This window comes from Allonocardiopsis opalescens, assembly GCF_003002095.1.
In the GTDB taxonomy this organism is placed as follows: Bacteria; Actinomycetota; Actinomycetes; order Streptosporangiales; family Streptosporangiaceae; genus Allonocardiopsis; species Allonocardiopsis opalescens.
Map to the genome: position 1 here is coordinate 615,975 of NZ_PVZC01000002.1, position 21,604 is coordinate 637,578.

19 protein-coding genes are annotated in these 21,604 nt (G+C 75.5%); 12 read left to right on the top strand and 7 right to left on the bottom strand.

Going from position 1 to position 21,604, the window contains the following annotated elements; all coding sequences use genetic code 11:
• Positions 1 to 15 precede the first annotated feature (15 nt).
• The 3 genes from CLV72_RS09615 to CLV72_RS09625 all read left to right on the top strand — a co-directional run bounded on the left by CLV72_RS09615 (position 16) and on the right by CLV72_RS09625 (position 3,764).
• Positions 16 to 1,380: a dihydrolipoamide acetyltransferase family protein gene (locus CLV72_RS09615; RefSeq protein ID WP_106243228.1), complete on the top strand. Its 1,365-nt coding sequence runs from the start codon at positions 16 to 18 to the stop codon at positions 1,378 to 1,380.
• Between the two features lie 79 nt (positions 1,381 to 1,459).
• Entirely contained in the window at positions 1,460 to 1,864 is a 405-nt protein-coding gene (locus CLV72_RS09620; RefSeq protein WP_106243231.1) for a hypothetical protein, read from the top strand.
• A gap of 154 nt (positions 1,865 to 2,018) precedes the next feature.
• Positions 2,019 to 3,764: an OmpA family protein gene (locus CLV72_RS09625; protein WP_106243235.1), complete on the top strand. Its 1,746-nt coding sequence runs from the start codon at positions 2,019 to 2,021 to the stop codon at positions 3,762 to 3,764.
• A gap of 16 nt (positions 3,765 to 3,780) precedes the next feature.
• Here the strand turns inward: CLV72_RS09625 and CLV72_RS09630 are convergent, their stop codons facing one another.
• Both CLV72_RS09630 and CLV72_RS09635 read right to left on the bottom strand, forming a co-directional pair.
• Positions 3,781 to 4,431 carry a response regulator gene (locus CLV72_RS09630; RefSeq protein ID WP_106243239.1) on the bottom strand — a complete coding sequence of 217 codons (651 nt, stop codon included), beginning with the start codon at positions 4,429 to 4,431 and terminating at the stop codon, positions 3,781 to 3,783.
• On the bottom strand, positions 4,428 to 5,690 hold the full coding sequence (locus CLV72_RS09635) for a sensor histidine kinase (RefSeq protein ID WP_106243242.1): 1,263 nt from the start codon (positions 5,688 to 5,690) through the stop codon (positions 4,428 to 4,430). Before CLV72_RS09635 ends, CLV72_RS09630 begins: the two co-directional genes overlap by 4 nt.
• Positions 5,691 to 5,854: 164 nt before the next feature.
• Between CLV72_RS09635 and CLV72_RS09640 the strand changes: the two genes are divergently transcribed.
• Positions 5,855 to 7,018 (top strand): hypothetical protein, encoded by a 1,164-nt coding sequence (locus tag CLV72_RS09640; protein ID WP_245930036.1) that lies wholly within the window; start codon positions 5,855 to 5,857, stop codon positions 7,016 to 7,018.
• A 54-nt stretch (positions 7,019 to 7,072) separates the two neighbouring features.
• Here the strand turns inward: CLV72_RS09640 and CLV72_RS09645 are convergent, their stop codons facing one another.
• Together CLV72_RS09645 and CLV72_RS09650 are read right to left on the bottom strand one after the other, a co-directional pair.
• Positions 7,073 to 7,861, bottom strand: a complete 789-nt coding sequence (locus CLV72_RS09645) for a sugar isomerase domain-containing protein (RefSeq protein ID WP_106243246.1) — start codon at positions 7,859 to 7,861, stop codon at positions 7,073 to 7,075.
• Positions 7,861 to 8,931 (bottom strand): N-acetylglucosamine kinase, encoded by a 1,071-nt coding sequence (locus CLV72_RS09650; protein WP_170140928.1) that lies wholly within the window; start codon positions 8,929 to 8,931, stop codon positions 7,861 to 7,863. Before CLV72_RS09650 ends, CLV72_RS09645 begins: the two co-directional genes overlap by 1 nt.
• A 239-nt stretch (positions 8,932 to 9,170) precedes the next feature.
• Here CLV72_RS09650 and CLV72_RS09655 point away from each other — a divergent pair, with 239 nt between their 5' ends.
• From CLV72_RS09655 to CLV72_RS09685, 7 genes are all read left to right on the top strand, one after another.
• Complete coding sequence (locus CLV72_RS09655; protein WP_170140929.1) at positions 9,171 to 9,944, top strand: GntR family transcriptional regulator; 774 nt, start codon at positions 9,171 to 9,173, stop codon at positions 9,942 to 9,944.
• Entirely contained in the window at positions 9,941 to 11,233 is a 1,293-nt protein-coding gene (locus tag CLV72_RS09660; protein ID WP_106243257.1) for a hypothetical protein, read from the top strand. Before CLV72_RS09655 ends, CLV72_RS09660 begins: the two co-directional genes overlap by 4 nt.
• 67 nt (positions 11,234 to 11,300) lie before the next feature.
• Positions 11,301 to 12,740, top strand: coding sequence for an ABC transporter substrate-binding protein (locus CLV72_RS09665; RefSeq protein ID WP_106243260.1), 1,440 nt, complete (start codon positions 11,301 to 11,303; stop codon positions 12,738 to 12,740).
• Entirely contained in the window at positions 12,737 to 13,711 is a 975-nt protein-coding gene (locus tag CLV72_RS09670; protein ID WP_106243264.1) for a carbohydrate ABC transporter permease, read from the top strand. The genes CLV72_RS09665 and CLV72_RS09670 overlap by 4 nt, the downstream gene beginning before the upstream one ends.
• Positions 13,708 to 14,628 carry a carbohydrate ABC transporter permease gene (locus CLV72_RS09675; RefSeq protein ID WP_245930037.1) on the top strand — a complete coding sequence of 307 codons (921 nt, stop codon included), beginning with the start codon at positions 13,708 to 13,710 and terminating at the stop codon, positions 14,626 to 14,628. The genes CLV72_RS09670 and CLV72_RS09675 overlap by 4 nt, the downstream gene beginning before the upstream one ends.
• Before the next feature lie 13 nt (positions 14,629 to 14,641).
• A complete protein-coding gene (locus CLV72_RS09680; protein WP_106243267.1) occupies positions 14,642 to 15,997 on the top strand; it encodes a Gfo/Idh/MocA family protein in 1,356 nt (451 codons plus the stop codon).
• Positions 15,998 to 16,084: 87 nt separating this feature from the next.
• Positions 16,085 to 16,717 carry a TetR family transcriptional regulator gene (locus CLV72_RS09685; protein ID WP_211302786.1) on the top strand — a complete coding sequence of 211 codons (633 nt, stop codon included), beginning with the start codon at positions 16,085 to 16,087 and terminating at the stop codon, positions 16,715 to 16,717.
• 235 nt (positions 16,718 to 16,952) lie between these two features.
• Here CLV72_RS09685 and CLV72_RS09690 read toward each other — a convergent pair whose 3' ends face one another.
• On the bottom strand, positions 16,953 to 18,224 hold the full coding sequence (locus tag CLV72_RS09690) for a GAF domain-containing protein (protein ID WP_106243274.1): 1,272 nt from the start codon (positions 18,222 to 18,224) through the stop codon (positions 16,953 to 16,955).
• 266 nt (positions 18,225 to 18,490) lie between these two features.
• Between CLV72_RS09690 and dnaN the strand changes: the two genes are divergently transcribed.
• Positions 18,491 to 19,609: a DNA polymerase III subunit beta gene (gene dnaN / locus CLV72_RS09695; protein ID WP_106243277.1), complete on the top strand. Its 1,119-nt coding sequence runs from the start codon at positions 18,491 to 18,493 to the stop codon at positions 19,607 to 19,609.
• Here dnaN and CLV72_RS09700 read toward each other — a convergent pair.
• On the bottom strand, positions 19,582 to 20,559 hold the full coding sequence (locus tag CLV72_RS09700) for a DUF4097 family beta strand repeat-containing protein (RefSeq protein WP_106243280.1): 978 nt from the start codon (positions 20,557 to 20,559) through the stop codon (positions 19,582 to 19,584). The two genes, dnaN and CLV72_RS09700, sit on opposite strands and share 28 nt — an antisense overlap.
• Positions 20,560 to 20,586: 27 nt before the next feature.
• Positions 20,587 to 21,582 (bottom strand): DUF4097 family beta strand repeat-containing protein, encoded by a 996-nt coding sequence (locus CLV72_RS09705; protein WP_106243283.1) that lies wholly within the window; start codon positions 21,580 to 21,582, stop codon positions 20,587 to 20,589.
• Positions 21,583 to 21,604: the final 22 nt, after the last annotated feature.

Below are 21,604 nucleotides of genomic sequence, written 5' to 3' on the forward strand. Positions count from 1 at the left end.
ACGGGGAGGTCGTACATGAGTGCGGGACAGGCGTCCGCCGCGGCGGACGGCGGGTCCGTCCGCCGGTTCATCCTCCCCGACGTGGGCGAGGGACTGACCGAGGCGGAGATCATCAGCTGGCACGTGCGGCCCGGCGAGCAGGTCGCGGTCAACCAGACCATCGTGGAGATCGAGACGGCCAAGGCGGCGGTGGAGCTGCCCAGCCCGTGGGCGGGCACCGTCACCGAGCTGCTGGTCGAGGCGGGCCAGACCGTGGACGTCGGCACGCCGATCATCGCGGTCGACACCGGCGAGGGCGGCGCCGCGGCGGAGGCCGCGCCGGAGAAGACCGGTGCGGCCGAGAAGCCGCAGCCGAACCTGGTCGGCTACGGCGCGAAGGCGGCGGCCACCCGGCGGCGCGCCCGCAGGGGCCGCCCGGTCGCCGCGGCCGAGCCGGCTCCGGCGCCCCGGGCCGCCGCCCCGGCCCCGGCCCCCGAGCCGCCGCCCCCGGCGGCCGAGCCGGAGGGGCGGGTGGCGGTGCTGGCCAAGCCGCCGGTGCGCAAGCTGGCCAAGGACCTCGGCGTCGACCTGCGCGCCGTCGAGCCCACCGGCCCGGGGGGCACGGTCACCCGCGACGACGTGCACCGGCACGCGGACACGGGCGCGCCGGCGCCCGCCCCGGTGGCCGGCGCCCCGGGCGCCCGCGAGGAGCGGGTGCCGATCCGGGGCGTGCGCAAGCACACCGCCGCCGCGATGGTGGCCAGCGCCTTCACCGCGCCGCACGTCACCGAGTTCCTCCAGGTCGACGTCACCGAGACCATGGCCGCGGTGCGTCGGCTGCGCGAGCTGCCGGAGTTCGCCGGGGTGAAGGTGTCGCCGCTGCTGCTGGTGGCCAAGGCGCTGCTGCTGGCGGTGCGCCGGCACCCGATGGTGAACTCCAGCTGGGACGAGACCGCGCAGGAGATCGTGGTCAAGCACTACGTGAACCTGGGCATCGCGGTGGCCAGCGAGCGCGGCCTGGTGGTGCCGACGGTGAAGGAGGCCCACGCGCTGCCGCTGCCGGAGCTGGCCGCGCGGCTGAACGAGGCGGCGGCCACCGCCCGCGAGGGCCGGTCCACCCCGGCCGACCTGAGCGGCGGCACGATCACCATCACCAATGTCGGCGTGTTCGGCGTGGACGCCGGCACCCCGATCCTGGTGCCCGGTGAGGCCGCCATCCTCGCCTTCGGGCAGATCCGCGAGCTGCCGTGGGTGCACGAGGGCCGGTTGGCGGTGCGCAAGGTCACCACGCTGGCGCTCTCCTTCGACCACCGCATCGTCGACGGCGAACTCGGCTCCAAGGTGCTGCGCGACGTCGGCGCGGTGCTGCACGACCCGCTCACGGCCCTGGCCTGGAGCTGATCCACCCGCACCAGCGCGGGGCCGGGGCGGTGCCCGGCCCCGCGCCGTTTCCGGCCGCGAACCCGCAGGAGGTGGCAGCGTGCGCGAGGCGGCGCACCGGCTGCGGCGCTACGTCGGCGGCGTCCCCCACCTCGCCGAGGTCACCGTGCGCGGCGAGCCGGCCGGACGCGACCGCGTCACGGTCGACCCGGACGCCCTCGGCTGGCGGCGCGCGGTCTACGGGCCCGGCGCGGCCATCGGCGGTGCGGAGGACGAGCGCTGGGCCGCCGAGGCCCGGGCCGGTGCCGCCTACGCGCTGCGCCGGTCGGCGGACGGGCGGGCGCCCCTCGCGGTCACCGTGGTCCGGATCTACGGCACGTACGCCGACACCGGGCCGGGCGACATCGAGTTCGCGGCCGCGGTGGCCGTCGCCGAGCTGCTGGGCACCGGGTGGGGCGCTTCGCCGCCCGTCCTCGGCGCCCATGGGGCCGTCTTCCCCGAGTAGCGCGCCGGCCGGCGTCCGGCGCTTTGTCCGGTGACGCGAAGTACTGACCGGATACGGCCGAGCTTCGCTATCCAGGGAGCGCACAAGCGCCCTCTGTTATCCAATTCAGGTAGCCGCGGCCGTACGGACGCGCCGGATGACGGAGGTACCCGCCATGCCAGCCTCAGCGCCCCTGCCCGTCCCGCCGGCCCTGCGACGCCCGCGGGCCGGCCTCCTCGGCGCGGCGGCGGTGCTCGCGCTGCTGCTGGCCGGATGCGTGCCCGCGGGCAACCGGGCGGGCGGCGCCGATCCGTCCGCCGCCTCGGCGCCGCCCGCCCCGGCCGAGGGCTTCGTGCGGGAGGGCGACCTGGGCTGGATGGACAACGCGAGTCCGGGCCGGATCGAGATCCTGGCGGTGGAGCGGGAGCCCGACAGCACCGCGCTGCGCTTCCGGTACACCCCGCTGGGCGAGGAGTCCGCGCCGCCCCGGCACACCTTCGGGGTGCTCGGCTGGCACGGGCTGGACACCACGCTGAGCGGCTTCAGCCTCATCGACGCGGTCGGGCAGCGCCGCTACCGGCTGCTCTTCGACGGCGAGCCGCAGATCCAGGCCGGCAACCACCTGGGCAGCCGCCAGCCCAACGGGCTGTTCGAGTGGGTGCCGGAGGTGGAGTACGACCTGGTCGCGTACTTCCCGCGGCTGCCCGAGGACCTGGGCGCGGTCACCGTGGTCGCGCCGGGCAACATCGGCCCGTTCACCGGTGTGCCCGTCACCGACGTGCCCGAGCCCGAACCGGTGCCCTCGCTGTCGGAGACCCCGTTCGTGGACTGGCGGCCTGACAGCGAGGAGCGGCCCGCGCCGGGCGAGCGGGTGACGCTGCCGGTGGTCGACGGGCCGGTGACCGCTCCTGAAGAGGACGTCGCCGAGCTGTTCGGGGTGACCGAGACGGTGGTGCAGAACCGCGAGGTGGAGGCGGACACCGAGACGGTGGCCCTGCGCGCCGACGTGCTCTTCGACTTCGACGAGGCGACGCTCACCGACGGCGCCCGCGGCGTGCTGGCCGAGGTGATCGAGGAGACCCGTCGGCGCGCCGACCCCGAGCGGCCGCCGATCACCATCGTCGGCCACACCGACGGCATCGGCGAGGACGCCTACAACCAGGACCTCTCCGAGCGGCGCGCCGAGGCCGTGCGCGAGCTGCTGGCGGCCGAACTCGGACCGGAGTTCGCCTACGAGTCCGAGGGGCGCGGCAGCGAGGACCCGGTGGCCACCGAGGGCGGCGACGACGACAGCGAGGCCCGCGCCCGCAACCGGCGGGTGGAGATCTCCTACCACTACCGCGAGACCACCACGTCCACCGCGTCCCCGACCACGGTGCAGCCGACCGCCGGGGCGACCGGCGACGTCCAGCAGCACCTCGACCGGGCCGAGGAGGGCGGCGAGCCCGCACCGTTCCGCCCCGGCCCCGGCGAGCCGGCGGCCACCCGCACCGTCACCCTCCAGCCGTGGGGCAACGCCGAGGAGACCACCTACCGGCTGGACGTCTACCCCTTCTTCCGCGACGGCGCCTTCCTGGTCGCGACCTTCGACTTCACCGTCGTCAGCGGCGAGGACCTCAACCCCGGCACCAACAGCACCGACCACTTCGGCTACCGCAGGGGCGCCTTCGACGACTTCGCCGCCTTCGACCCGGCCACCGGCATCACGTACCGGCACGTGCAGATCGGCGCCACCGACGGCCGCGACGAGAACGAGATCGGCCGGGTCGGCACCCCCGCCTGGCCGGTGCACCTGACGGCGGGCGCCGGCGCCAACCGGGGCTTCTTCTACCTGCCGGCGCCCCCACCCGAGGTCACCGCGCTGCACGTCAACGCCGGGGAGTTCGGGCTGATCGAGGACGTGCCGATCCAGCAGCCGTAGCGGCCGGGCCGGGCGCTCAGCCGCGTCCGGCGCGCACCAGGCCGGAGTCGTAGGCGGCGATGACGGCCTGGGTGCGGTTGCGCACGCCGAGCTTGGCCAGCACGTTGGAGACGTGCGTCTTGACCGTCTCGACGCTGACGAACAGCTCGGCCGCCGCCTCGGCATTGGACAGGCCACGCGCCATCAGCACCAGGGTGTCCGCCTCGCGCTCGGTGAGCGTGCCGACCGCCCTCGCGGCGGGCGACTCCGGGCGGGAGTCGCCGGCGGCGAGGGAGCGGACGGCGGCCGGGAAGAGCAGCGAGTCGCCGGAGTGCACCAGCCGGATGCCGGCCAGGATCTCCTCGGGGCGGCCGCGCTTGAGCAGGAAGCCCGCGGCGCCGACGCGCAGCGCTCCGTACACGTAGTCGTCGTTCTCGAAGGTGGTCACCACGATCACCTTGGGCGGCCGGTCCAGCGCGGCCAGTTCGGCGGTGGCCCGGATGCCGTCCACGCCGGGCATCCGCACGTCCATCAGCACGATGTCGGGCCGGGTGCGCCGGACCAGGTCGCGCGCTCCCGCGCCGTCGTCGCCCTCGCCGACCACCGCCATGTCCGCCTCGGCGGAGATCAGGGCGCGCAGCCCGGCCCGGATCAGCGCCTCGTCGTCGACCAGCGCGATGCGAATCATGTCCGCTCCTTCCACGGGATGGCGGCGGCCAGCCGCCAGACGCCGTCGACGGCGCCGGCCGTCAGTTCGCCGCCGAGCAGTTCGACCCGCTCGCGCATGCCGCGCAGGCCCCGGCCGCCGCCCGGGCGGGTGCTCCGCCCCGGCCTGGCCGGATCGGCCGGGTTGGTCATCACCAGCCGCACCCGCTCCTCCTCGACCCGCAGGTCGACGGTGACGGGCACGTTCTCGCCGCCGTGGCGCAGCGCGTTGGTGACGCCCTCCTGGCAGATGCGGTACAGCTCCCTGGACAGCACCTCGGGCAGCGCGTCGAGGGTACCGGTCTGCCGGAGGCGCAGGTCGGCGCCTGCGGTCCTGGCCGCCGCCACCAGGCGGGGCAGATCGGCCAGGGTGCGCTGCGGCGCGGCGGCGGCGCGCTCCTCGCGCAGCAGGCCGAGCATGTGGTCGAGTTCGGCGGTGGCCGTGCGGGCCTGCTCGGCGATGGTCTCCAGGGCGCCGCGGGCGAAGGCGGGGTCGCGGTCGATGACGCGGGCGGCCGCTCCGGCCTGGAGCGCCACCACGGACAGCACGTGGCCGATGGAGTCGTGCAGCTCGGCGGCCAGCCGGTTGCGCTCGGTGAGGTTGTCGGCGCGGGCCTGGGCGGCGGCGAGCCGGTCGGCCGCCGTCGGTCCGAGGAACCGGGGGGCCAGCCGGGCGGCCCCGGCGCCGATGAGTGCGATCAAGTAGACCAGCGCCAGCAGCACCACCGCTCCGGCGGGCGGCCCGAGCCAGGTCCACCCGCCGGTGGGCGACAGTTCGCGGAGGAACATCAGCGCGGGCTCGTCGGCCAGGAACGGGGCCAGCGCCAGCATGGCCGACTGGGTCAGCCCGACCATGGTGGTGATGCAGACCGCGAAGCCGACGGCGAAGTGCAGGGCCAGCCAGCAGGCGGCCCTGATCCGGGGGCCGGCCGGACGGGCGGCGGGCAGCGCGGCGAGCGGCCCGCCGAGCAGCGCCCGCGACAGCTGCGCCTGCTGCGCGCGCACGCCGGGGATCCAGACCGTCCCCGCGCCCAGCACGGCGGCGGCCGCCGTTCCCACGTACCACTGGGGTCCGGCCCCGAAGCGCTCCATCGAGGCGCCCCAGCCCAGTAGCAGCGACAACAGCACGAGGGTCGCCACCAGGAAGGGCGTGAAGAGGACGCCGCCCAGCACCAGGTAGACCCAGCGCCGGTAGGTGTCGGCGCCGAGCAGCGGGGCGGCGGCGCTCCGGAGTATCCGCACACCGCGATCGTGGCACGCCCGGCCGCCCGCCCGCCTCCCACGCGCGGGGGAGGCGGTTCCCCAGCCGGGGCGATGTGCGCGGGCGCCCGTCCGGCGAGGGTGGAGCCATCGGGAGCAGGGACGCGACCCGGCGCCCCGCCCCGACGAGCACGGAGGAGACCACGATGGACGGGAAGACGGCCGCGACGGAGCCGGACCTCGGGAGGGCGCCCGCCGGCGGGCCCGAGCCCGGCTCCCACGTCCACCGGACACCGCGCGGGTGGTGGGCCCGCTGGAGCGCCCCGCTGGCCCTGGCCTGGTCGGCCGTCACCGCCGTATGGGCGGTGACCTGGGCGGTCGGGCTGCTGCCCTCCCCCTTCACCGATCCGGCGTCCGCCTCCTACGGCGCGGTGTTCAACACCGCCGACCCGCTGGTGGGCTCGGCCTTCACCGCGGTGCTCGGGCTGCTCGGCGTCGGCTGCGGCCTGGCGGCGCTGCGGGTGCGCGGCGGGCCGGGCGGGCTCGCCGTGCAGGTGGGGGCCTGGCTGCTGGCGGCGACGGTCCTGCTGGCCCTGTTCCACGGAGGGCTGCTGCCGGTCCTGGGGTACACCCCGGTGACGCTGGTGCTGATGTGGTTCGAGCCCGGTCTGGGCACCGCGTACCTGACGGAGATCGCCGAGCCGGAGACCGTCTTCCTGGTGCACTGCCTGGCCGGCGGGCTGCTGTGGATGATGGCCGCGATCGGGCTCGGCCGGGTGCGGCGCGGCGCCTGCGCCGACTGCGGGCGGACGAGCGGCTGGACGCCGGAGCGGGAGGCGGCGACGCGGGCGAAGGCCCTGCGCATCGGCCGGATCGCGGTGGCGGTGGCCGTCGCCTGCGCCCTGCTGTACCCGGCGGTGCGCTTCCCGTGGCTGTTCGGGATGGCGGTCGGGATGCCGGAGGCGTCCTTCGCCGATGTCCAGTCCTCGGGGCAGATCGTCGCGGTCGGCGTCGGGCTCGGCACAGTGGCGCTGGGCGGGGCGGTGCTGATGATCGGGCTGGTGTCCAACTGGGGTGTGCGCTTCCCGCGCTGGATGCTCGGGCTGGCCGGGCGCCGGGTGCCGGTCTCGCTCGCGGTGGTGCCCGCCTCGGTGGCCGCGATCGCCTTCGCGGCGCTGGGCCGCGGCCTGATCCTCGCGGTGGTGGGCGCGGACTTCCCGCTGGAGGTCGGCGGCAGCAACCTGATCGCCCTCGGGGCGATGTTCCCCTCCGGTCTCGCGCTCGCCGCGGCCACCGCGGCCTACGCGGTCCGGCGCCGGGCCGAGTGCGCGAGCTGCGGCCGGGGCGAGCCCGAGGCGCTGCCCCGCTGAGCACCGCCCGCCACGGGGGCGGCGCCGCGGCCGGCACGCCCCGGCCGCGGCGCCTCAGCGCGCGGCGCCGTTCATCCGGCCCCGGTAGCGGCTGAGCAGCCGGTCGTTGTGGTCGTCGACCCGGTCCAGGTTCTGGCTGACGAGCACGGGCACCTCGGCTTCCGTCTCGGCGAGCAGCTGCACCACCCGGCTGGTCAGCGCGTGGATGACGGCGCAGGACAGGATGGTGGAGACCGCGCCGGTGGCCACGCCGCCCGCGCTGACGGTGGTGTCGCCCGCCGGGGAGTGGGTGTCGATGACGATGTCGGCCACCTCGAACAGGCGGTGGCCGTCGCGGTGCCGGGAGGCGGTGGCGGTGGAGTGGGCCAGGCTGGTCACCGCGATGACGGTGAGCCCGCGCTCGCGCGCACCCAGGGCGATCTCCACGGGTACCGGGTTGATGCCGGAGTTGGAGACGACGATCAGCACCTCGCCGGCGCGCAGGTCGGCCAGGGCGAGGGTGGCGCCGGCGTAGCCGTGCAGCCGCTCGGTGACCGAGACCCGCTCGGGGGTGAGCGGCGACAGGGCCGGGTCGGCGATCACGTTCACCGGCGCCAGGCCGCCGGCCCGGGCGGTGGGCTCGGTGGCGGCCAGCTGGGAGTGGCCGCTGCCGAAGAGGTGCAGCATGCCGCCGGCGGCGATCGAGGCGGCCACGGCGCGGGCGCCGGCCTCGATCGCGCCGGCCTCGGCCTCCTCGGCCCGGTCGAGCAGTTCGCGCACGGCCGCGAAGTAGGCGTGGGCGGCGTTGCCGTCCGCCAGGGCGGGCGCGGCGGCGGCCTGGTCGGCGTCACTCGTATCGGGCATCAGCGGTCTCCGTGGGGGTCGTCGGGACGGTGGTCGAGCAGCCGGTCGAGCAGCGGCGCGGCGGCGGGGGGCGGTGCCGCCAGGGTGCGGGCGCCGTCCAGCCCGTCGCCCGCGGGCGGGACGGGCACGGCGTCGGGCACCCGCTCGGCCAGCTCGGCCAGGAAGGGCCGCAGGACGAGTTCGTCGGCGAGGAACAGGCTTCCGTGCCAGGACACCGGCACCGGGCCCGCGCCGCGCTCGCGCCGCAGCGCGGCGGCGGCGAGTTCGGCCAGCTCGGTGACGGTGCGGTGCACCAGGGCCGCCGCCACCTCGTCGCCGGCCTCGGCCGCGCCGAGCACGTCGGTGGCGAAGGCGGCGATGTCGCGCGGCGGGTTGGCGCTGCCGTAGACGGCTCGCACGGCGTCCTCGGGGCCGCCGTAGTGCTCGGCGAGCCGGGCCGCCAGCGCGGTGGCAGGGCCCCGTCCGTCGGCGTCGCGGAGCGCGGCGGTCAGGCCCCGGCGGCCGAGCGTGTAGGAGCTGGCGCCGTCGCCGAGCAGGTAGCCCCAGCCGTCGACGAAGGCGTAGGGGCCGTCGTCGGGGACGCCGAGCGCCACCGCGCCGGTGCCCGCCGCGACCACGGCGCCCGGGCGGGCGCCCAGGGCGCCGAGGTAGCCGGTGAGCACGTCGCAGCAGACGATGGCGTGGGCCGCGCCGGTGGCCGCGCGCAGCAGCCGCGCCAGTTCGGCCGCCTGCGGGCTCGGGCCGCGCACGCCGGTGAGGCCGACGGCGACCGCGTCGACCCGGGTGACGTCGGCGGCCAGCCCCCGCCACGCCTCCTCCAGCACCGCCCAGACCTCGGCCACGCCGCCCGGCGCGACCAGGTTCGGCGGCCCGCCGGCCAGGGTGACCCCCCGCACGGACCGGGCGGCCTGGACCGCCTGCACGGGGAGCGCGCCGGTGGCGGGTTCGGGCTCCGGTCCGTCCGGTTCGGCCGAGACGAACACGGCGGCGCGGACGTTGCTCTTACCGGCATCGACGGCCAGGACGGTACGCGGCGCGGCCTGGCGGGATCCCACACTGATTCCGAGCACGCGCTGATGGTAGATCTAAATAGACCACAGGTCTAGCCAGACGGGGAGGTTCTGGGTTACGGTCTCCCCATTCGCTGGGGACATGCCGGACGCAAGCGGACGGTTCCGCAGCTCACGCAGTGATGATCGGCTTTCCGGTCCGCTGGTCCGCCCGCCGCGCCGCGGTCCGGACGCCCGGCGGCCGGGCCGGTCGCAGGCACCGCCGCCTGCTGCCGCACCGCGCCGGCAGGCGGGGGCGCATGGGCATCCACGACGTCGGAGGGACGGCGAACGAGGTGGCACGGCCGTCGATCAAACCGCACCGGGTACGGCGCCTGCTGGAGGAGCAGCTACTGTCCTCCCTCCAGCCGGCCGACGTGCTCCCGGCCGAACGGAACCTGGCTGAGCGCTTCGGTGTCTCGCGGATGACGATCCGCGGCGCGCTCAAACTGCTCGAAGACGACGGCCTCGTCCGCACGGTGCCCGGCGTGGGCACCTTCGTGGCCGCCCCCCACCTGTCCAAGGCACCGATCCTGTCGTCCTTCTCCCAGGACGTCCGGGCGCGCGGCTACCTGCCCGGCACCCGGCTGATCGACACCACCGCCCGCCCGGCCGACACCGACCTCGCGCTCGAACTGGCCATCGAGCCCGGCGACGAGGTGTACCAGCTGAGCCGGGTCCGGCTGGCCGACGGCGTGCCGATCTGCGTGGAGCGGGTCAGGCTGCCCGCGTCGGTGTGCGCCGGGCTGCTCGACCACGACCTGGAGGGCTCGCTGTACGGCCTGCTGGCCCGCGAGTTCGACGTGCGCATCGTCCGGCACGATCGCCGCATCCGCGCGGTGAACGTCGACCCCGAGCACGCCGAGCTGCTGCACGTCCACCCGCGCAGCGCGGCGCTCTTCGTCGAGCAGACCAGCTACGACCAGTACGACCGCCGGGTGGAGTCCGGCCGCTCGGTGTACCGCGGCGACCGCTACGACTTCACCACCGTCACCCGCAGCCCCACCGCGCCCCGCCCCGAGGGCGAGCGGTGACCGGCGGCGCCGAGGAGGCGCTGGGCACCGCAGCGGCCATCCGCTGGCCGGAGACGCGGCTGTACTCCGACGGCGTGGTCGTCGGAGCCGACGGCTTCCCCGTGGTGATGCCGCCCGGCTCCTCGCTGCGCCGGATCGAGGGCACCGGCTACCTGGACCCGGCGTCGGGGACGCTGCCCGGCGCGGCGGTGCCCTCCGGCGCCGAGGTGGCGGCGGCCCGCGCCGCCCTGGCCGCGGCCCGCGTGCCGGGCGCGGGCACCCGCTTCCACGCCATGGCGGCCACCGCGCTCACCGACATCGGCGTGCTGCTGTGCCCCAACGGCGCCGTGGTGGCGGCGGGCAGCCCCTACTGGCGCTACGTGTGGCCGCGCGACGCCGGCTTCATCGCCGTGGCGCTCGTGCTGGCGGGCCGGCGCGCGGACGCGCTGCGCGCGCTGCGCTACGTCGCCGACCGGCAGGAGGCCGACGGCACCTGGCAGGCCAGATACCTGCCCGACGGCTCGGGCGGGGTGCCCGACGACCGCGGCGTGCAGCTGGACGGGATCGGCTGGACCCTGTGGGCGGCCTGGGCGCTGGCCCGCGAGCCCGATGCGCCCGGCCTCCCCGGCGGCCTGCTGCCCATGGTCGCCGCAGCGGTGCGCGCCGCCGTCGCGGCCGTGGACGCCACCGGGGTGCCGCGCGCCTCCCAGGACTACTGGGAGACCGACATCGACGAGGCGACGCTGGGCTCGGCCGCCCCGCTGCTGCTCGGGCTGCGCACCGGCCGCGAGCTGCTCCGCGAGGCCGCCGGGGCCGAGGCGGCCGAACTCGCCGCGGCGGCCGACGCGACCGCGCGCCGGCTGTCCGCCGCCATCGACACCCACTTCGCGCCGGCCGGCTACCCGCGCCGGGTGAGCGGCGGCGGGCGCGACGCCTCCGTCGCCTTCCTGTTGCCGCCCTTCGCACCGCGCACCGACGCCGCCGAGGCCGCGTGGCGGGCCACCCTGGCGGCGCTCACCCTGCCCAACGGCGGCGTGCGGCCCGGCGAGGAGTGGACCGACGCCGAGACCGGGTGGACGCCCCAGCAGTCGCTGTTCGCGATGACCGCCGCCACGCTCGGCGACCGCGCGCTCGCCGAGCGGCTGCTGGACTGGCTGCGCGAGCGCGTCACCCGGCTCGGCGCGCTGCCCGAGAAGGTCACCGCACGCGGCGAGCCCGCCGCCGTGGCGCCGCTCGGCCTGACCGCCGCTAGTGTGCTGATCGCCCTGTACGCCCTGGAGGGGAGGAAGCTGCCCGTCCCCGAGCCCTGACCCGCCCGTGCCCCGCGTCCCGTGGCGCGCCGCACCCGACCCGACCGCGACTCCGACGGAGGTAGCCATGCCCTTCCCCCACCTGCCCCCGGCCTCCCGGGCGCCGCACCGAGACAACGCGCGCCGGCGGCCCCGCCGCGGCGCGGCCGCGCTCGCCCTCGCCGGAACCGCCGCGCTGCTGCTGGCCGGCTGCGGCGGCGGGTCGGGCGAGGACGAGGACGCCCCGCTGGTCTTCTGGACGCCGCACAACACCCCCGAGCGGGTCCAGGCCCAGGAGGCGACGGCGCAGCGCTTCACCGAGGAGACCGGCATCCCCGTGCAGGTCGTGCCGCTGCTCACCGACGACATGAACCAGTCCTTCGTCACCGGCGCCGCCTCCGGCGACGTGCCCGACGTCGTCCTGCACGGCCCGCAGCAGACCGCCGCGTGGATGCAGCAGGGGCTGCTGGACACCGAGGTGCCCGGCCAGGTGGTCGAGGCGCTGGGCGCCGACACCTTCACCGAGCGGGCCCTGCAGATGGTCACCGTCGACGGCGAGCTGGCCGCGGTGCCCAGCGACGGCTGGGGCCACCTGCTGATGTACCGGGAGGACCTCTTCGACGAGGCCGGGATCGAGCCGCCGACCTCCCTGGACGAGGTGGCCGCGGCGGCCGCGGAGCTGAACACCGGCGGCCGCGCCGGCATCGCGATGGGCACCCAGCCCGCCGACCCCTTCACCACCGAGACCATGGAGGCGCTGCTGCTCACCAACGGCTGCCAGCTCCTCGACGGCGACCAGGTGGCGCTGGACTCCCCCAACTGCGTCGAAGGGCTGCGGCTGTTCAACGAGCTGGCGTCGGCGTCGGGCCAGGGCGAGTTCAACGTGGAGAGCGCGCGGGCCGCGTACCTGTCCGGCGACGCCGCGATGGTGATCTTCTCCGCGCACTTCCTGGACGAGATGGCGGGCCTGGACCCCAACAACCCCGTCACCTGCGCCGAGTGCGAGGAGAACCCGCGCTTCCTGGCCGAGAACTCCGGCATCGTGTCGCTGCTGTCGGGTCCGGACAACGCCACCCCGGTGGAGTACGGCGTCACCCTCAACCTCGGTGTGCCGCGCGGGGCGCGGACCGAGGAGGCGGCTCAGTTCATCGAGTTCCTGATGGGCGAGGGCTACGTGGAGTCGCTGGCCATCGCCACCGAGGGCCGGGTGCCGGTGCGCACCGGCACCCAGGAGAACCCGACCGAGTTCGTGGACGCCTGGGCCGAGCTGCCCTTCGGCGCCGACCCCGACAACGAGGAGTCCATCGCCGACGTGTACGGCGAGGAGACGGTGCAGATCCTCATCGACGGCGCCAACGGCTTCACCCGCTGGGGCTTCGGCGGGCAGGGCGCGGCGCTGGCCGGCTCCGTCGCCTCGCAGAACGTCATCTCGACCAACGTCAACGAGCTGTACGGCGGCACCGACCCCGCCGAGTACGCGGCGCAGATCGCCGAGGAGGCGCGCAACGTGCAGCAGGACATCAGTTGACGGCGCTGTCCACTCCGCCGGCACCCGGCCGGGCCCCGCGCGGGGCCCGGCCGGGCGGCCGGGCACGGCAGGAGGACATCCAGGGCCGGCTGCTGGTCAGCCCGACCGTGGTCGTGGTCGGGCTCGTGGTGCTGCTGCCGTTCCTGGCGGTGGTGGTGCTGGCCTTCCAGGACCTGCGGCTGATCGACATCCCCCGGATCACCCCGGCCGACCTGGAGGTGACCTTCGACAACTTCGCCACCGTGCTGTCCAGCGCCGGCTTCTGGACCGCGCTGCGCACCACGGTGGTCTACGCGACCGCCACCACGCTGGGCGCGATCGTGGCGGGGGTCGCCGTCGCGCTGGCGCTGCGGCGGCCGTTCCCGGGCCGGGGCCTGGTCCGCGGCCTGGTGCTGGTGCCCTACGTGCTGCCGGTGGTGGCCGCGGCCACCATCTGGCGCACCTCGCTGGACACCCAGTACGGCGTGGTGAACGCCTTCGGCCGCCAGGTGCTCGGCTGGGAGGCGCCGCTGGCCTTCCTCAGCTCGGCCGGCCACGAGATCGGCGGGGTGACGGTACCGCTGGCGCTGACCACGGTGATCGCCTTCGAGATCTGGAAGACCTTCCCGCTGGCCTTCCTGTTCGTCACGGCGCGGCTCCAGGCCGTGCCCGGCGACCTGGAGGAGGCGGCGTCCATCGACGGCGCGTCGGCGCTGCAGCGCTTCTGGTACATCGTGCTGCCGCAGCTGCGCGGGGTGGTGGCGCTGCTGATCGTGCTGCGCTTCCTGTGGTCCTTCCAGAGCTTCAACGACATCTACCTGCTCACCGGCGGTGCCGGCGGCACCGAGGTGCTGGCGGTGCGGGTGTACGAGGAGCTGATCACCCGGGCCAACATCGGCACGGCGTCGGCGCTCGGCCTGGTGATGACGGTGCTGCTGTCGGTGCTGCTGGTGCTGTACGTGCGGATGGCCAGGAAGGAGCAGTCGGCGTGACCACGACACGCGAGCGGGCCCCCGGGGCGGCGCGCCCGGCGCCCGCGCGGCTGCGCCCGTCCGTCGGCGACGTGATCGAGCGGCGCGGCCTGGCGGTGCTGCGGGTGCTGGTGATCGCGGCGACCGTGCTGGTGTCGGCCGGGCCGCTGCTGTACGGGGTGCTGCTGTCGGTGCAGCCGCTGTCGAACGTGATCGCCGACCCGCTGGACGTCATCCCCGACGCCTTCGACTTCAGCGCCTACCCGACGGCGCTGGGCGCCGAGGAGGACGGCGGCTTCGGGCTGGGCCGCTTCATGCGCAACTCCCTGTGGGTGGCGCTGGGCACCACGGCGCTGGCCATCGCCTTCAGCGTGCTGGGCGCCTACGCGGCGGTGCGGCTGCGCTTCTTCGGCCGCGAGACCGTCAACGGCATGTTCCTCGGCGTCTACCTGCTGCCGGGGATCGTGCTCGCGGTGCCGCTGTTCGTGCTGATGAGCCGGATCGGCCTGACCGGGTCCCTGTTCGGGCTGGTGCTGATCTACCTGGCGCAGACCGTGCCGGTCGCGCTGTACATGCTGCGCAACTACTTCATCGCGGTGCCGGCCAGCGTGGAGGAGGCGGCGATGATCGACGGCTGCAACCGGATGCAGCTGATCGTGCGGGTGGTGCTGCCGATGGCGATGCCGGGGATCGTGGCGACCGGGCTGTACGTGTTCATGATCGCCTGGAACGAGTACCTGTTCGCGCTGCTGTTCCTGGTGCAGGACCGCGAGCGGTGGACGGTGGCCCTGGGCATCGCCCAGCTCACCGAGTTCTCGGTGCCGGCCACGGTGCTGATGGCCGGCTCGATCGCGATCACCGTCCCGATCGTGGCCGGCTTCTTCCTGGCCCAGCGGATGCTCATCTCCGGCCTCACCGTCGGCGCGGAGAAGGGCTGAGGAGGCGGACGACGTGACGGAACCCGTTCGGATCGCGGTGCTGGGCGCCGGGGGGCGCGGCGCGGAGGCGTACGGCTCGTGGGTGCTGCGCCACCCCGGGCGCGCCCGCGTGGTGGCGGTGGCCGATCCGCTGGCGCACCGCAGGGAGCCCTTCGCGGACCGGGCCGGCGTCGCCCCCGACGCGCGCTTCGGCGACTGGCGACCGCTGCTGGCCGCGGCCGCGCGGCTGGACCTGGACGCGGTCGTCGTGGCGCTGCCCGACCGCGAGCACGTCGAACCCGCGCTGGCGGCGGCCGCTCTCAGACTGCCGGTGCTGCTGGAGAAACCGGTCGCCACCTCACCGGGCGAGCTCGACCGGATCTCCGCCGAGGGCCGCCGGCTGGGCGCCCGGGTGGCCGTCGGCCACGTGCTGCGCTTCACCCCGTTCTGGCGCAGCCTGCGCGCGCTCGTCGGCGCGGGCGCGATCGGCAGGCAGGCCACCATCCGGCTGGAGGAGAACATCGGCTTCTGGCACTTCGCGCACTCCTACGTGCGCGGCAACTGGCGCCGCGCCGACACCTCCAGCCCGATGGTGCTGGCCAAGACCTGCCACGACCTCGACCTGATCCGCTGGTTCGCCGGCGCCCCGCCCATCACGGTGGCCAGCAGCGGCTCACTCGTCCACTTCCGCCCCGAGAACGCGCCGCCCGGCGCGCCCGCCCGCTGCCTGGACGGCTGCCCGGCCGCCGCCGACTGCCCCTTCTACGCGCCGCGCTACTACGCCGACGCCCTGGCGGACGTGCACGGCTGGCCGGTGGCGCTGGTCGGCCCCGACACCTCGCCCGAGGGGCGGCTTGAGGGCCTGCGCACCGGCCCGTACGGGCGCTGCGTCTACGCCTGCGACAACGACGTGGCCGACCACCAGCAGACCGTGCTGGAGTTCGCCGACGGCCTGACCGCCACCCTGACCACCTCGGCCTTCACCGGCGCCAACACCCGCACCGTGCAGATCACCGGCACCCGCGGCGAGGTCTCCGGCCGGATGGAGACCGGCGAGATCACCCTGGAGCTGTTCTCCCCCGGCGCCCCGCCCCCGCGGATACCCCCGTGGGCGCGGCTGGTGGGCGAGGACACCGCCGGACCGCTCGGCCACCGGGTGCTGCGGCTGCGCGCCGCCCCCGAGCACGACGGCGGCGAGGACCACCGCGGCCACTCCGGCGGCGACGACGCCCTGATGGAGAACTTCGTCGCCGCCGTGGCCGCGGGCACCCTCGGCGAGGCCGAGGAGAACTCCCTCGAAGCCGCCCTGGACAGCCACCGGATGGCCTTCGCCGCCGAGACCGCCCGCCTGGACCGCCGCGTCGTGCACTGGAAGGAACTGGCGGTCTGAACACCCTGCCGCCCGGAGGCCGCTCGACGGGGCCGCCGGTCCGGACCGGCCGTTGACCGGACGCGGACGCCCTCCGTATCGTCGGGCATGGACGACTCCACCCCCCGGCCCCCTGCGGCGGACATGGACCCCGAGGGGCTGCGCGCGGCGATCCTCGCGGCGGCGCTCCCCCTCGTCGCCGAGCACGGCGCCGCCGTCACCACCGGTCAGATCGCCCACGCGGCCGGTATCGGCGAGGCGGACCTGTCAGCGGTCTTCCCAGACGTGGACCACGTACTGGACGCCTGCTGCGCCGAGGTCCTCGACCCCGCCCACCAGGCGCGCGAGCTCGGTTCCATCTCCCTGGAGCAGCCGCTGGCCGACCGGCTCACCCAGGCCGCCGAGGTGCTGCGGTCCCACCACGACCTGATGATCGCCATGATCGGCTCGCTGCACGGCACCGGCCACGAAGGACTGAAACGCGCAGGGCAGCGCATGCGGCAAACCGGCGCCTGGGAGGCGTCGGAGGACCCGGTCGAGCGCGGCATCGCCGACCTGCTCGAACCGGACCGCGCGGCCTTGCGGCTCTCGCTGGAGAAGACCGCGAACATCATCCTCCTGCTGTCCCTGTCGTTCGCCGTGACCCACCAGGCCCCCGGCGCCGACGAGCGGCCGACCTGGGCGGAACTGCTGGACGTGCTGCTGCACGGTGCTGTCGTCCCGCCGCAGGAAAGGGCCTGATCACGCGCCGCGGCGACGGTCCGGCCCGTCCGCGCGCCGACGATCTCTGCAATGCGCATCTGCAACCCCTTGCAACTCTGGCGTCCCGGGGCCGCCGCGCGGTCCAATAGCCGGAGTCGACCGGCGAGCGCTGGCGGGAGGGGGCCGGGCAGGCTGTCCGGGCCTGGCGCGCAACGTACCCGTCCCAGGTTGCGCGCCTCCCGGTGGCAAGCCCAGCCCGGACGTTGGAGAGGCGTCAGGGCCGCTTGGCGACGATCGCGGGCGCGGTGGAGGAGGGTTGCGGACCGGTTCGAGCACCGGGAAGCCGCAGCTCGACCTCCACCCGCTCCGCGAAGCGGTAGGGCTGCCGGTCGAGCACCCCGGCCAGCCGCCGCCGCAGCCGCGACATCTCCGCGCGCACCGTCACCGTGCGGGCGGAGTCGCCGAACAGGTCCTCGGCGAGCTGCGCGGCACTGCGCCCCTCCGGGTTCCTGGCCAGCACGCCGAGGATCTGGGCATGCCGCGGACTCAGCTCATAGGCCCAGCTCCCGCCCGTGCCGAGCACTTCGACGGTGTCGGGGCGCGCGCCGGAGAGGTCCAGCACCACCCGGGTGGGCCGCCCCGCCTCCTCGCCGGCCACCCGCACCAGCCAGCCGCCGGGCAGCGGCTCGAAGCGGCAGACGCCCATCTTCGGCAGCCACGCCTCGGCCGCGTCCGGCGACGCGGGCAGGGTGATCCGGTCCGGGGCGTCGGCGGTCGTGCTCGCCGCCACCCAGCCGTCGCGGTCGACCGCCAGCGCGGTACCGGCCACCCGCACCAGCAGCGGGGCGGCGACCGCGCGCAGCCGCTCCAGCTCCATCCGGTGGTCCTGGCGCAGGGCCGCCTCGGCCAGCCTGCTGACCGCGTCGACCAGCGCGAGGGAGCTGGGGTGCACGGTGCGGGCCCGCGCGCTGAGGTTGACCACGCCCAGCAGCCCGCCGGTGCGGGGGTCGTGGATCGGCGCGCCCGAGCAGGTGAGGTTGTGGTGCAGGCGCACGTAGTGCTCGGCGGAGTACACCTGGAGCGGCCGGCGGGTGATCAGCGGCGTGCCGATGCCGTTGGTGCCGATGGCGTCCTCGTGCACCAGCGCGCCCTCGGCGACGCCCACCGCGTCGGAGAGCAGCTTGACCGCGGTGTTGCCCTCGCGCCACAGCAGCCAGCCCTCGGCGTCGGCGACCACCATCAGGTGCTCGGCGTCGTCGGCCACCCGCAGCAGCCCGGCCCGCAGGGTGGGCAGGGCGTCGGCCAGCCGGGTGGAGCGTCTTCGCCGCTCGACCTCCTCGGTGCTCAGCGGCCGGATCTGCCGGCCGCGCTCGGGGTCCACCCCCTTGGCCAGCAGCCGCCGCCACGACGCCTCGATCACCGGCCGCGGCCGCGCGGGCGGGCGGTCGCCGGTCAGCACGGCCTGCCTGACCTCGGCGAGCACCCTGGCGTGGCGGGCCGGGTCGTCGCCCGCCGCGACGGCGGCGTCCAGTGGTCGGGTCGACACATCGGCCTCCTGTGTTGCGTTTTCGGCACACACTGCCGCGTCCGGGCCCACCAGGCCGGATCGCGCGCCGCGCGTCCGCGCGCCTGTGCCGCACAGTATCCGGTCTGCCGGGTCGTGCCCACCGCTCGCCGATACCGTGCACAACGCCTCCGCCCAGCGCCGCATAGGCCCGGTGTCAGTGGCCCCGGGTACCGTTCCGCGCAGGCGGCACAGGGGCTGGGAAGGGCCCGCCCGGGTGCCGCGCTGAGCTTGGGAGGCTGATCGCCGTGAGGTTCACGATCGAGCGCGACGCGCTCGCCGACGCGGTGGCGTGGACGGCGCGCTCGCTGCCCTCACGCCCCGCCGTGCCGGTTCTGGCCGGCATCCTGCTGGAGGTCGGGGACCAGCTGACCCTGTCGAGCTTCGACTACGAGGTGTCCGCGCGGGTGAGCGTCGACATCACCGCGGCGGAATCCGGCACGGTGCTGGTCTCCGGGCGGCTGCTCAGCGAGATCACCCGCAGCCTGCCCGACCAGCCCGTCGAGGTCTTCCTGGACGGCGCCCGAGTGGTGCTGCGCTGCGGCAGCAGCCGCTTCACCCTGCTCACCCTGCCGGTCGAGGACTACCCCAGCCTGCCGCCGATGCCCGCCCCCGCGGGCACCGTCCCGGGCGACGCCTTCGCCGCCGCGGTGAACCAGGTGGCGGTGGCGGCCAGCCGCGACGACACCCTGCCGATGCTGACCGGGGTCCGGATGGAGCTCGACGGCTCCACCATCACTCTCGCCGCCACCAACCGCTTCCGGCTGGCAGTGCGCGAGCTGTGGTGGAAGCCCGAGCGCGACGACCTCTCGGCCGTCGCCCTGGTGCACGCCCGCACCCTCGCCGACACCGCCAAGGCGCTGGCCGGCCGGTCCGTGTCGGTGGCGCTGTCCGGCGCGGGCGACGGCGGCGACGGCATGATCGGTCTGGAGGGCGGCGGCCGCCGCACCACCAGCAGGCTGCTGGACCGCGAGTTCATCAACTTCCGGTCCAAGTTCCCCACCGAGTTCACCGGCACCGCCGAGGTCGAGGTGGCGCCGCTGCTGGCCGCCGCCAAGCGGGTGGCGCTGGTGGCCGAGCGCAACACCGCGCTGCGGCTCGCCTTCAACGAGGGCGAGCTGGTGCTGGAGGCGGGCTCGGGCGAGGAGGCCGAGGCCTTCGAGGCGGTCGAGGCCAAGCTCGACGGCGAGCCCATCCAGCTGGGCTTCAACCCGCAGTACCTGCTGGACGGCGTCGGCGCCGTCGGCACCTCGCACGCCCGCTTCTCCTTCACCGGGCCCACCAAGCCGACCGTCATCAGCGACCGCCCCGGCGACGGCGGCGCGCCGCCCGACTACCGCTACCTGGTGATGCCGCTGCGGTTCTGAGGGCCGCCGGCGCTCGCGCCGGTCGTGCGGACCTCTCTCACCACCGCGTCGCCGCCGCCGGTGCGCAGCCACACCAGCGGGCCGCGCTCCGCCCGGTCCACCTCGATGACGCGGTCGCCCGAGCCGGTCTCCACATCCAGCCGGTAGGGCGCGCCGCCTGGCAGTTCGGCCGCGACCGAGCCGCCGAAGGTCGACACGCGCAGATCGCGCGGCCGCTCGGCGAAACCCACGGCCACATCGCCGCCACGCGTCTCCACATCCACCTCCTCCAGCCCTGAGCCGTGCAGGCTCACCTCGCCGCCGCGGACGAAGCCGCGCAGCGCGGGCGCGGTCGCGCGCACGCTGAGGTCGCCGCTGCCGACGATCCGCACATCGATGTCGTCGGCGCGCACCCCGTCGAGCACCACGTCGTCCTGGGTGGTGGTGCGCAGCGCGCCCACCCCGCCCGCCACCGCGACCTCCCCGCCGGTCAGCAGGTCGACGGCGCCCCGCACGTCCTCGATCCGGATGTCGGAGTGGGTGGCGGCGGCCTCGACCTCGGTGCCGTAGGGCACCCGCACCACGAAGTCGGTGCGGCAGTCGTCGACCCCCAGGCAGCCGCCGCCCAGTTCGAGGCTGCCGCCGTCCTGGACCGGCTCGTCCACCGCGCGGCCGAACACCTCGCTGCGCAGCCGCTCCACCAGCACCTGGTCGCCGGGCACGCCGACCACCCGGTAGTCGCCCTCGCTGTGCCCCAGCACCACCCGCTCGACGCCGCTGTAAGCGCCGGACAGGCGCACCGGCGGCAGCGCGGCGCTCAGCGCCTCGGTCAGCAGCCCCGGCGCCGAGGCCGCCAGCAGCGCGGTCGTCAGCACGGCTCCGGCGGCGATCCAGACCCGCCGCCCGCGCCGGCTCACCAGCGGCTCCGCCTCATCCTCCGGGCCGGGCTCCGCCGCCGGTGCCGTCGCCATCGCCGCCGCCTCCCCTCGGTCCGCGGGTCAGTCCGTGTCGATGCTGACGTTGCCGCTGCCGGCGCGCAGCCGCACCGGCGGGCCCTCGGGGTCCTGCGGGACCTGCGCGTCGATGTCGCCGCTCGAGGTGTCGGCGTCGACGGCGTAGGGGCCGCCGCCCGTGGGAACGGTCACCTGCACGTCGCCGCTCTCGGCGTCCGCGGTGAGCGAGCCGAATGCGGCGCCGATGCCCAGGGTGACGTTCCCGCTGGTCGTCGCGGCGTCGATCGTCTGCGCGTCGGCGGCGGTCTCGATGGTGACATCGCCGCTCTCGGCGTTGGCGGTCAGCGAGCCCACGGCGCCGCCGGCGTCCACGGTGACGTTCCCGGAGGTCGACGCGGCGCTGATGGCCTCGGCGTCCGCCAGGGTCTCGACGGTGACGTCCCCGGAGGTGGCCGTCGCCTCGACGTTCGGCGACTCCGACTCGCGCACCTCGACGTTCCCGCTGGTCACCGTGGCGACGACATCGCCGATGGTGCCGACGGCCTCGATGTCGCCGGAGCCGAGTTCGAGGTCGAGCGCCCCGTGCACGTCCTCGGTGCCGATATTGCCCGAGCCGCCGGTCAGCTCCACCGAGACCCCGTGCGGCACGTCCAATTCGAATACGGTCGAGCACGAGGCGACGAACCAGGAGGAGCACGCGCCGGTGACGGTGAGGGTGTCGCCCTCGCGCCGCACCTGGTTGTCGTGCTCGGCGAAGACACCGCGCCTGGCCTGCGAGACGGTGATGTCGGTGCGGTCGGAGCCGGTGATCCGCACGTCGTCGGAGCCGACGTCGACCACGATCCGCTCGACCCCGGCGTCGATCGTCTCGCTGGTCTCCTCGGGCGGGCTGAAGAGGTCGATCAGCTGGAGCGAGCCCAGCCCGATCCCGGCGACGACCGCCAGCAGCACCAGCGAGCCCGCGGCCAGCCACAGCCCCCGGCCGGGCGGTGGGGGCCGGTGCGCCGCGCTGGGGACGGTCGGTGTGTCGTAGGGGTCCATGCCTCATGCCTTCCTCGGGGCG